Origin of the sequence: Dactylosporangium sp. CA-152071 (genome assembly GCF_050936335.1) — a bacterium.
GTDB classification, from domain to species: Bacteria; Actinomycetota; Actinomycetes; order Mycobacteriales; family Micromonosporaceae; genus Dactylosporangium; species Dactylosporangium maewongense.
On sequence record NZ_JBNJMZ010000002.1, the window covers coordinates 709,198 to 720,447 of the forward strand.

At 73.0% G+C, this 11,250-nt stretch carries 9 protein-coding genes; 5 read left to right on the forward strand and 4 right to left on the reverse strand.

Annotated features, from left to right (window positions below; translation table 11 throughout):
• Positions 1-15: 15 nt before the first annotated feature.
• Complete coding sequence (locus ACQEVZ_RS43460) at positions 16-1,626, reverse strand: amidohydrolase family protein (RefSeq protein ID WP_433378825.1); 1,611 nt, start codon at positions 1,624-1,626, stop codon at positions 16-18.
• A gap of 110 nt (positions 1,627-1,736) precedes the next feature.
• Between ACQEVZ_RS43460 and ACQEVZ_RS43465 the strand changes: the two genes are divergently transcribed.
• From ACQEVZ_RS43465 to ACQEVZ_RS43480, 4 genes are all read left to right on the forward strand, one after another.
• Positions 1,737-3,263: a phenylacetate--CoA ligase family protein gene (locus ACQEVZ_RS43465; protein ID WP_433378828.1), complete on the forward strand. Its 1,527-nt coding sequence runs from the start codon at positions 1,737-1,739 to the stop codon at positions 3,261-3,263.
• Positions 3,260-3,712: a DUF4188 domain-containing protein gene (locus ACQEVZ_RS43470; RefSeq protein WP_344505158.1), complete on the forward strand. Its 453-nt coding sequence runs from the start codon at positions 3,260-3,262 to the stop codon at positions 3,710-3,712. Before ACQEVZ_RS43465 ends, ACQEVZ_RS43470 begins: the two co-directional genes overlap by 4 nt.
• Positions 3,709-4,785: a GNAT family N-acetyltransferase gene (locus tag ACQEVZ_RS43475; protein WP_433378832.1), complete on the forward strand. Its 1,077-nt coding sequence runs from the start codon at positions 3,709-3,711 to the stop codon at positions 4,783-4,785. Before ACQEVZ_RS43470 ends, ACQEVZ_RS43475 begins: the two co-directional genes overlap by 4 nt.
• Before the next feature lie 85 nt (positions 4,786-4,870).
• Entirely contained in the window at positions 4,871-5,833 is a 963-nt protein-coding gene (locus ACQEVZ_RS43480) for a hypothetical protein (protein WP_433378835.1), read from the forward strand.
• Positions 5,834-5,992: 159 nt separating this feature from the next.
• On the opposite strand, the gene ACQEVZ_RS43485 is transcribed toward ACQEVZ_RS43480, so the two are convergent.
• Entirely contained in the window at positions 5,993-7,699 is a 1,707-nt protein-coding gene (locus ACQEVZ_RS43485) for an ABC transporter ATP-binding protein (protein ID WP_354897213.1), read from the reverse strand.
• Positions 7,696-9,354, reverse strand: coding sequence for an ABC transporter transmembrane domain-containing protein (locus tag ACQEVZ_RS43490; protein ID WP_433378838.1), 1,659 nt, complete (start codon positions 9,352-9,354; stop codon positions 7,696-7,698). The genes ACQEVZ_RS43485 and ACQEVZ_RS43490 overlap by 4 nt, the downstream gene beginning before the upstream one ends.
• A gap of 222 nt (positions 9,355-9,576) precedes the next feature.
• On the opposite strand from ACQEVZ_RS43490, the gene ACQEVZ_RS43495 reads away from it, so the two are divergent.
• Complete coding sequence (locus ACQEVZ_RS43495; RefSeq protein WP_433378841.1) at positions 9,577-10,146, forward strand: dihydrofolate reductase family protein; 570 nt, start codon at positions 9,577-9,579, stop codon at positions 10,144-10,146.
• Here ACQEVZ_RS43495 and ACQEVZ_RS43500 read toward each other — a convergent pair.
• Entirely contained in the window at positions 10,043-11,227 is a 1,185-nt protein-coding gene (locus tag ACQEVZ_RS43500) for a hypothetical protein (protein WP_433378844.1), read from the reverse strand. The two genes, ACQEVZ_RS43495 and ACQEVZ_RS43500, sit on opposite strands and share 104 nt — an antisense overlap.
• Between the last annotated feature and the right edge of the window lie 23 nt (positions 11,228-11,250).

Sequence of the window (11,250 nt, forward strand, 5' to 3'; positions counted from 1 at the left end):
GTCGATCGGAGCAACTTACCCGGTGGCGGCCGCGGGCCAAACGCGGCGGCCGGAGATCCAGGTCTGGGTGACGCGGGTCGCGGGGTCGAACGGGTCGCCGTCGCAGATCGCCAGGTCGGCGGTCTCCCCCGCGGCGAGGCCGCCGGCGCCCGGCGCGCCGAGGGACGCGGCCGCCGTCACGGTCAGCGCCCGCACCGCCTCCGCCGGGGTCAGCGCCTGGGCCGGCTGGATCGGCCGCCGCACCGCGAGCCTGAGGTTACCGAGCGGGTCGAGCGGCCCCGCCGGGTGGTCGGAGGCGAGGGTCAGCGGCACGCCCGCGTCCAGCAGCGACCGCCCGCCGACGACCGTCAGGAAGCGGTCGGTGCCGCCGTCGACGATCTGCGGGCCGAACGTGGTGAGGAAGCCGGGCTGCACCGTCGCCCACGCCCCGCTCGCCGCGACCAGGTCGACGGCCGCCGGGTCGAGGAGCACCAGGTGGTCGATGACGGCGGCGCCAGCGGGGGCTCCCACGGCGCGCAGGGCGGTCGCGGCCTGCCGCACGGCGAGGTTGCCGAGCGCGTGCATCCGCGGCCGCAGCCCCGCCGACAGGTACGCGGACAGCAGGTCGGCGAGCTCCCGGTCCGAGTACCGCAGGTACTCCAGTCGCAGTGTCCGCCCTTGTACGGTGGTGCGCCGGCGCATCGCGTCGCGCAGCGGGCCCGGGTGCCGGGCGGCGACGGTCTCCTTGACAGCCTGCCAGGTGAGCCGGCCGAGCGCGCGGGCCGGCATGCAGACGGCGCACCGGTCGCCGCCGTCGAGGAACAGCTTCGCCTCGCGCCCGCTCGCCCCGTAGTCGCCGTCCGGCGCGACCGACGGCCCTTCCAGGGGGCTGAGCAGCCCTTCGCCGGCACCGACCGCCCACGACAGCCGCGGCGAGCCGGGCGCCGCGAGGCCCAGCATCCGCTCATGGTGCTGCGGCGGGACGTACGCCTCGTGCGCGTGCGTGATGCCCAGCGACACGCACCGGTCGAGGGCCCGGCGGGTCAGCGCGACCGGGTCGCCGGGGGCGGAGGCGAGCGCGCGGGCGAGGGCCTCGCCGTAGGCCTGCTCCCAGATCTCCCCGGTCGGCCGGCCCCGGCGGTCGAGGCTCACGTCGCCGTCCTGGGCCCGCCGCGTGGTGATGCCGAGCGCCCGCATCGCCTGGGAGGACACGGTGCCGCGGTGGACGTCGACGCCGCTGACCAATATCTGACGGCCGGGCGCGACGGCGTCGAGCTCGGCGGCGGTCGGCAGGCGCCGCTGCGGCCACCGGAACGGCCGGGCGTTCCAAACCAGCAGCCAGGGCGCGTGCGGGTCGGCCGCGGCCGCCGCCCCGATCGCGGCGAGCGCCGCGGGCAGCGAGGTCCAGGCGGAGCCGTCGACGCCGAGCGTCTGCCACCCGACAACGGTGGCGTGCAGGTGTGTGTCGACGAACCCGGGCAGAATGTGACACCCTGCGACGTCGATCATGGTGTCCGCCGGCGGGGGCGGTGTGTCGTGCGCGCCGGTGGCGGTGATCCTGTCGCCGGTGACCAGCAGCCAGCCAGGCTGCGGGGTGCAGGTCGGGCCGGCCCAGATCGTCGCTCCGGTCATGAGTGTCCCGGCCATGCGGCAACAATACTTACCCGGATGCGAGTAGGACGGCTCAGGCGCCACGACGGCCGGCAGCCGAGGATGTAACCGGTCCGTGTGGATGGTCAGGGAGGAAGGGAACAGTCGTGACGTTCGTGCGCCAATGGGTGCTTCGGATCAGCAGCTTCGGGCTGACCTGGCTGTACGCGATCTACCGGGTGCACCCGGCGGTGTGGCGGCTGATGGCCCGCAACTACCGGCCGTGGATGGCCCGGTTCGCCCGCCTGCACGCGTGGATGACGTGCCAGTTCGCGGCGATCGACGTGCCCGCGTACGGCGACTTCCTGCGCCGCAACGACTGGCGGTTCCGCTGGTTCGACCTGACGTCCTACCCGCCGACCGCGAAGCTGACCTACGTGAAGGCGTACCCGGAGGAGCAGCGCTGCTGGCACGGCCGGATCGAGATCGCCGGCAGCGTCGTCGACGAGTCGTCGGGGTCGTCGGGCCAGCCGTACAACTGGATCCGCAGCAAGAAAGAGCTCGGGACGGTGCACAAGAACCTCGCCGGCTACACCACGCTGGTGTTTCCGTCGAAGCGGCGGTTCGTCATCAACGCCTACTCGATGGGCGCGTGGGCGACCGGCACCAACACCGGCATCGCGATGGCCCGCGTCGCGATGGTGAAGAACACCGGGCCCGACCTCGACAAGATCATCGACACGCTGCGGCACTTCGGGCCCGGCTTCGACTACGTCATCACCGCCTACCCGCCGTTCCTGAAGCACCTGCTGGACAAGATGGACGCGGTCGGCTTCGACTGGGCGCCCTACAAGCTGTCCGCGCTGGTCGGCGGCGAGGGCATGACCGAGGCGCTGCGCGACTACCTGGAGCAGCGCTTCACGAAGGTGCGCTCCGGCTACGGCGCCAGCGACCTGACGATCGGCATGGGCGGCGAGACCGACCTGACGGTGTGGCTGCGCCGCCGCCTGCGCACCGACCAGGCGCTGCGGGAGGCGCTGCTCGGCGCCGACGAGCACCGGCTGCCGATGATCTTCCAGTACAACCCGCTCGAGACCTATCTGGAGACCACCGCCGACGGCGAGATCCTCTGCACCATCAACACGACCGCGGTGCTCAACCCGAAGGTGCGCTACAACATCGGCGACGAGGGCAAGCTGATGTCCTACGCGGAGCTGACCAGCATCGTGGGCAAGGACGCCGAGATGCAGCGCGCGTTCGAGGGCGACCGGATGAAGCTGCCGCTGCTGTTCCTGTTCGGGCGGAAGGACAGCACGATCTCGTACATGGGCGCGAACATCTACCCGCAGGACGTGGAGAACGGCCTGTACCAGGACAACCCCCTCGCCCACCAGATCCAGAGCTTCTGCCTCACGCTCGAGGAGCACACCGACCTCGAGAGCCGCCCGGTGATCCACATCCAGCTGCGCGAGGCCGTACACCTGACGCAGCGGCAACAGGAGGAGCTGGCCGACGTGTGCCGGCGCGGCGTGGTGCGCTACCTCGCCGAGGTCAGCCGCGACTTCGCCGAGTCCCTCGCCGAGGACCCCAGCGCGGCGGACCTGCGCGTGCGCGTCCACGAGCACGGCGCCGGACCGTTCGCCGCCAGCAACGGCAAGATCAAAAACGTCTACCTGGCCAGGAGCGCCGCATGAGGACCACCGACTTCTCGAAGGTGCCACCGGTCGGGCAGGCGACCGCGATGTTCGTCGGCGCCACCCGCTACCGCGGCCCGCACTCGATCTTCATCCTCACGTTCACCTGGTTCAAGATGGTGCGCCAGATGAAGCGGCTGCCCGGGTACTGCTGGCACACCGTCTACTGGCAGTGGCCGTTCACGCTCGGCACCATCGCGTTCTTCCGCGACCGGGACGCGCTGCTGCAGTTCGCGCGCACCAAACACCACCGCGACCTCATGTGCTGGATCACCGACAACGGCACCCGCAACGCCACCGGCGGCTACATCCGGCTCTACAACGCCGAGGAGAGCGGCTACACCAACGGCGTCTGGCGCGCCGAGGGCAATACGATGGCGCACATCGAGACCTACACGCCGCTGTCCCGCGAGACGGACGGCCCAGCCGTGCACCGGCCGGCGTCGTGACCGTCCACATCGAGCCCGTGACCGGCCGGGCCGGGCTCCGCGCGTTCTGCGACCTGCCGCTGCGGCTGCACCCGCGGGACCGGTACGTGCCCCTCGCGGACTCGGTCATCGCGGGCTTCACCGGCGACGGTGCCGAGCTGTTCCTCGCCCGCGACGACTCGGGCGCCGTGGTCGGCCGCACCTGCGTCCACCGCAACGCGAAGTTCGACGCGAAGCTCGGCCGGCGGCACCAGCTCTTCGGCCTCACCGAGTTCGCCGACGATGCCGCGGCCTCGGCGCTGTTCGATCTGGTCGCGGAGCGCGGCCGCGACACGGAGGCGCTGTTCGGCCCGGTCGGGCTGCTGCCCAACCAGACCGGCGGCGTCATCACGTCGGGCTACGACGAGCGCGGCTTCATCGACTCCGCCTGGAACCCGCCGCACTACCCCGTCTCGTACGAGCGGCACGGCTTCACCCGCCGGTTCGAGGCCGACACGTGGCTGTGCGACGTCGGCGCGGGCGGCGAGTTCGCCTTCGACGACGCGCGGATCGCCGCCGAGGACCTCGTGGTGCGGCACGGCTCCCGCCGCCGGTTCAAGGCGCAGCTGCCGATCCTCCGGGAGATGCTCAACGCGTCGTTCGCGCAGCTCGGCTACTACACCGAGATCGACGCCGACGAGCTGGCGAAGCAGACCGACGGGCTGTCGTTCCTGCTCGACGAGGCGCTGCTGCTGTGGCTGGAGAAGGCCGGCCGGCCCGTCGCGTTCATCGTCACCGTGCCCGACGTGTCGGAGTTCTTCATGAAGGTCGGCGGCCGGCTCGGCGTGCTCAACCAGCTGCGCCTGCTCGCCACCCGCAACCGCTACCGCCGCGACGCCGTCCTCATCATCAAGGGCACCGTCCCCGACGAGCAGGGCCGCGGCTACCTGACGCTGCTGTCCCGCGAGCTGTACCGGGGGCTGCGCGCCGGCGGCTACCGCACGCTGCGCAGCACCTACGTGGAGCGCGACAACCCGGCGTCCGCGGCGCAGTACCGGCGGATGGGCGGCCGCCCGCTGCACGGCTACACCTTCTACGAACGGGCGGTGGCATGAGCGGGCCGGAGCGCAGCGGAGGGCTGCGAATCATGGGCGCAGTCTTTCGGTCAGGCCGGCGCCGGAGCGCAGCGGAGGTGACGGCATGACCTGGGTCTCGGACTTGAAAGCGCTTGAGGACGACTGCCGGCGGGCGCCGAGCGCGCACAACACGCAGCCGTGGGTCCTGCGGTACGGCGACGAATCCGTCGACGTGCACTGGGACCCTTCGCGCGCGCTGCCCGACTCGGACCCGACGCGGCGGGACCTGTTCCTCTCCCTCGGCGCGTTCATCGAGACCTGCCTGATCGTCGCGGCGGACGCGGGCCTGCCGGTGCGGGCGTCGGTGTCCGTCGACCGCGCCTCGCTGCGGGCCGCCCGCCTGGTGCCGGATTCCGCGGTGTACGAGACGCCCTTCACCCTCGCGTCGGTGCGGCAGCGCGGCTGCGCGCGGGGCGGGTACGCGCCCGGAACCCTGGACACCGCGACGCTCGCCGCGCTGGCCGGGCTCGGCGCCGACCTGCGGCAGCTGCCCAGCCGTTCGCTCGTCAAGCCGCTCGCGGCGGCGGACCGGTGGATGTTCGGCACCCCCGCCGTCGTCGCCGAGCTGCGGGAGTGGATGCGCCTGTCGCCGAAGCATCCGCGGTACCGGCTCGACGGCCTCACGGACCGCGCGATGGCAATGTCCCGCGTCGAGGCGTCCGGGCTGGCCGCGATGATCGGGCCGCGCGCCTACCGGGTCACCCGCCGGCTCGGCGGCCCCGCGCTGCTGGCCGCCGCGTCGAAGGGTCTGCTGCGGTACGACGGCAGCGTCCTCGTCCTCGTCGGCAGCGCCGTCACCCCGGAAGAGGTGATCGAGCACGGGCGCGCCCTCGTGCGGGTGTGGCTGGCGCTGTCGGAGCGCGGCCTCGCCGTCCACCCGCTGAGCCAGCTCCTGGACTGCACGGCCACCGGCACCCGGCTCGCCGAGCGCCTCGGCCTCGCGCCCGACGAGGCACCCCTCGCCGTGTTCCGCACCGGCCGGCCGCTCCAGCCGCCGGTCCGCTCGGCCCGTATCCCGTCGGCGTAGAACGCTGAGCCGGCTCGCTGGGTGCCGCGGCGATCCGGATCAGGGTCTGCTGGCCGGCCGCGACGAGCCGGCGGTCCGCGTCGTCGCTGACGGTCATGCCGCCCAGCATCACACGCCGCCCAACATCAGACGCCGTCGCGCCTCACACGCTGGCGCGCCTCACACGCCGTCGTGCCAGGAGTGCCAGAGGGCGGCGTAGGGGCCGCCGGCGGCGACGAGCTCGTCGTGGGTGCCGAGCTCGATGATCCGGCCGTCCTCCATCACCGCGACCCGGTCGGCGTCGTGCGCCGTCTGCAGGCGGTGCGCGATCGCGATGACGGTCCGCTCGTGCAGCACCGCGGCGAGGGCCCGCTCCGCCGTCCGGGCGGCCGTCGGATCCAGCAGCGCGGTGGCCTCGTCGAGGATCACGGTGTGCGGGTCCGACAGCACCACCCGCGCCAGCGCGACCTGCTGGGCCTGGGCGCCGTCCAGCGGGTGCAGCGCCAGGTCACGGTCGAGGTCGTCGGCCCAGTCGGCGCCGACGGTCTTCAGCGCCTCGTGAAGCTCCTCGTCGGGGGCGGCCACGATGAGGTTGTCGCGCAGCGACTCGCGGAACACGTGGTGCTCCTGCGTCACGAGCACGACCTGCCGGCGCAGCTCGTCCGGTGGCAGGTCGGCGATCGGGACGCCGCCGACGGTGACGGTGCCGGCGGTGGGGCGGTCCACGCCCGCGACGAGCATGCCCAGCGTCGACTTCCCGGCGCCGGACAGGCCGACGATCGCGAGCCGTTCACCGGGGCGGATGGTGAGGTCGACGCCGTGCAGGACGTCATGTCCGGGCTCGTACGCGTACCGCACGCCGCGCACCTCGATCCGGTCGTCCCGGGGCGCCTCCGTCGCGGCCGGGGCCGCCGCCGGGATCGCGGCGAGGCCTTCGACGCGGGCGAACGACGCGCTGCTGCTCTGCAGCTGCTCGATCCAGATGAGGATGCTGTCCAGCGGGCCGACGAGCTGCCGCAGGTAGAGGACGGCGGCCACGACCGTGCCGAGGCTGACCCGGCCCCCGATCGACAGCATGCCGCCGACCAGCAGCACGAGGACCACCGGCACCGCATACGACGTCTCCACGAGCGGGAAGAACACCGTGCGCAGCCCGAGCGTCGCCAGGCGGGTGCGGTGGGTCTCGGCGATCGCGGCGTGCCCGGCGGCGAGGCGGCGCTCCCGCAGCGCGAACGCCTCGATCGTGCGGGCACCGGCCGTGGTGGCGCTCAGCTCGTCGGCGAGCACCGAGTTGGCCGCCCCTTCCGCGAGGTACGCGGTGCGGGCCCGGCGCAGGTACCACCTCGTGACGAACCAGATCCCCGACAGCCCGAGCACGCCGACCACACCGAGCAGCGGGTTGATCACCAGCAGCGCCGAGCAGATGAACACGATCTGCACGGCGCCGACGGTCATGCCCGGCAGCACGTCGCGCAGTGTCGACGCGACCGCGTCGATGTCGGTGGTGCCCCGCGCGGCGAGGTCACCTGCCGGCACCCGCTCGACGACGGCCGCCGGCAGGGCGAGGGCGCGCCGGAGGAAGTCCTCCCGGATGCGAAACGCTGTACGCTCGCCGAACCGGTACGCGATCGCGAGCGCGAACCGGGTGAGCAGCAGCTGCGCGACGGCACACGCCAGCACCGCGAGCGCGAGCCGGTCGACGGCGCCGCCCTTGCCGGTCACCGTGTCGACGATCCGGCCGAGCAGCCATGGCGCGCCGAGCCCGGCGACCGCCGCCAGGGAGTTGAGCACGAGGATCGCGACGACGGACGGCTTGTCGGCCGCGATCAGCCGCAGCGCCGCCCGCCCGACCACCCGCTGGCCGGCGATCGGCAGGGTCGTCGTCATGCGTCGTCGCCGAACGCGCGGGTCACCAGGGCACGGTAGCCCGGTTGGGCGGCGAGGAGCGCGCGGTGCGTACCGGATGCGGCGACCCTGCCGTCGACGAGGTAGTGCACCACGTCGGCGTGGTCCAGCAGCACCGGCGACGTGGTGGCCACGACGGTGCCACGCCCGGCCCGCGCGGCCGTGAACCGCTCCGCGATCGCCGCCTCGGTGTGCGCGTCGACCGCGGACGTCGGCTCGACGACCAGCAGCAGCTCCGGGTCGGCGTGGACGGCGCGGGCGAGCCGCACCCGCTGCCGCTGCCCGCCGGACAGGTTCCGCCCGCCCCACTCGACCCTGCGGTCCAGCTCGGCGGCGACGTCGTGCGCGACCGCGGTCCGGATCGCCGCGCTGACCAGGTCGTCGTCGGGCTCGTCACGCCCGGCGACCACCTCCCGCAGCGGCCCCGCGAACAGGTCCGCGTCGTGCTCGGCGACCAGGATCCGGGCCCGCACCTCGGCCTGCGCGATCTCGGCGAGCCGCCGGTCCCCCCAGGTGACGTCGGTCGGCCCGTACCGCCCGAGCCGGTCGATCACCGCCGCCGACTCCTCGGGTCGCGCCCCTGCCAGCGCGGTCAGCCGGTCCGGCTCCACGACCACCCCGGACTCCGGGTCCCGCAGCGTGGCCGGCCCGTCCGGCGCGGCCTTCCCGCCCGGGTCGTCGACGGGCAGCTTCAGGAAGTCCACCACCCGCCGCGCCGCGACGAGCCCCCGCGTCGCATCGAACGCACAGAAGATCATCACATCGACGGGGATCACGAGCATGGCGGTGTACCCGTAGACCGCGACCAACTCACCGGCCGTGAGCTCCCCCGCCGCGGCCTGCCGCGCGGCGAGCCACACGACGAGCCCGAGGAACACCACCGGCAGCCCGCCGCCGAGCGCGCCGATCCAGCTGGACGGGCCGCCGACCCGGTAGCCCTGGTCCCGCAGCAGCGCGGACCCGACCTGGTAGCGCCCGTGGTAGACGTCCTTGCCGCCGAGGCCGTTGAGGATCCGCAGCCCGCCCAGCACGTCGACCAGCCGCGCGTTGAGCTCACCCTGCCGGTCCCGGTACCGCAGCCCGGCCCGCTGCGTGCGCCGCAGCAACGGCCCGACGAGCAGCACGAGCACCGGCACCCCGGCGAGCACCACCACGGCAAGCGTCCCCGACGTCCGGGCCAGCAGCACCGCCACCACCGTGTACGCCAGCGTCGACGCCACCCCGACCCCACCGACGTTCATCGCCCGCCCGATCGTCCACACGTCGGAGATGCCGATCGTGACGACCTCCCCCGCCGTGACCCCGCGCGGCAGCGCCGCCCCCAGTCGCGTCGCATGCGTCATGATCAGATCCGCCGTCCGCAACGCCGCCGTCATCCGCAACTTCGTCATGCTCCGGTGCCGCATGATCCCCAGCCCCGCGCTCGCCACCCCCACCACCAGCACCGCCCCGGCCCACCCCGCCAGCGCCACCGGCCGCCGCGACTGCAACCCCCTGTCGATCGCCTGCGAGATCAGGAACGGCATGAACGCCAGCCCCATGAACCACAGCGACCCGAACATCGCCCCGAGCGCGACCCTGCCCCTGATCTGCCACCCGAGCCGGACCAGAAACCCCGCGGACCCCCCGACCTCCATCCCTCCCATGCTGCCCCATGCACCCCGTACGCCGCCCGCCCGAGACGTTCGCGGTCAGCGATATCCCACCCACCGCAACGCCCACAGCGGACGCCGGTCGCGCGCTCGGTCTACGGACGGTGTTAAGGAGGTGGGATCGGGCACCGATGAGAAATGGCGCCGACAGTCGTCTGAGTACGGACCGGTGAAAACGCGCTGCGCGGATCAAGGGAGAGCAACGAGATGAGACCACTTCGATACTCGATCAACGTCACACTCGACGGCTGCTGCCATCACGAGGCAGGGATCGCCCCGGACGAGGAGTCGATGCGGTACTGGACCGCTGAGATGCAACGAGCCGACGCCCTGCTCTTCGGCCGGGTGACCTACGAGATGATGGAGTCGGCGTGGCGGCAGCCGGCCACGGGCACCTGGCCTGACTGGATGGGCGCGTGGCAGATCCCGTTCGCCGAGACCATCGACCGGGCGAAGAAGTACGTCGTGTCGAGCACGCTGAACGGGGTCGACTGGAACGCCGAGCTGGTCCGAGGCGACCTGGAGCAAGCCGTTCAACGGCTCAAGCAGGAGCCAGGCGAAGGCCTGTTCATGGGTGGCGTGACACTCCCCCTGGCGTTGGCAGATCTGGGACTGATCGACGAATACGTGTTCGTTGTACAGCCGGTCCTCGCCGGACACGGACCGACATTGCTCACCGGCCTGCGCGAACGCATCCAGCTCGAGCTCGTGGACCGCCACGAGTTCCGGTCGGGGGTGATCGCCCTGCGATACCGGCCCACGCGAGCAACGGCCTGACGCGACTCGTCCTGGCACGTTGGCCGCCGCCTCTCAGGATTCGCTGATCGCGCAACGGCGAGCACTCGTCGCCGAGGAGGGTCAGGACGTCGTGCTCGAGGCGTTCCTGGGAGGCGCGCTTGTCGGCGAGCAGTCGCGCGTTCTCCCGGAACGCGACGAACTGCCGGACGGTGACCAGGCCTGTCACCAGTACCGACGCCGCGATCACCAACCGGTCGGCCGTGGTCAGCTCGCCGGGGATGACGGCGATGAGCGGCACGTCGACGGCGGCGACGGCCAGGTAGGGCAGCCACGCCCCGGCGCGGCCACGTCCGGCGGCGGCGTGCTGCCACTGGCGGCGCACGGCGAGGGCGCCGAGCACCGCCGCGAACGGCATGACCACCGCCTGGTCCGCGACGGAGCCGGCGTCGCCGCCGTGGATGAGCAGCAGCGCGACGACGGCGCCGGTCAGGCCGGTCGAGCCGATCAGACGCAGCGCGGACCGGTCGATCGGGCCGCCGCGGATGTATGCGACCTTGGTGATGCCGCCGGCGGCGAGCGCGAGCGACAACCCCAGCAGGACGATGGTCTGCGTGCTCCACGGCGTGGCCGCGGTCATCACCGGGGCCAGGCCGAAGTGGAACAGGACGGTGCCGCAGCCGAGGAAGGCGATCGCGCGGTCCAGCCACTGCCGCCAGCGTTCGCCGGCGCTGGCGATGCCGAGCGGGACCCGCACCATCGCCCACATCGCGGTGAGGAAGCCGGCGCCGGCGAGGGCTGCCGCCGGCAGCGGCATCGGCGGCAGGATCGACGTGTCGCGGAACCCGGCGACGGCGAGGACCGTGTACCCGGCGCCGACGAGGCCGAACGCGACCAGCATCAGCCGCCAGAACCGGACGGCCGGCGGGGTGAGCGGGGCGCGGCGCAGCAGGTCGAGCACCGCCGCGGCGGCGCCGGCCGCGGCGAGGGGCAGCGGCAGGTAGGACACGGTGGCCGGGCCGATGCCGGTGACCGTCCACAGCACGTACCAGAGCGCGCCCGCGGCCGTGACACCGAAGGTGGCGGCGACGTGGCGCAGCGGGGCGCGATGGTCGGCGGTCACGCCGGGCACGATCGGCGGTCCGG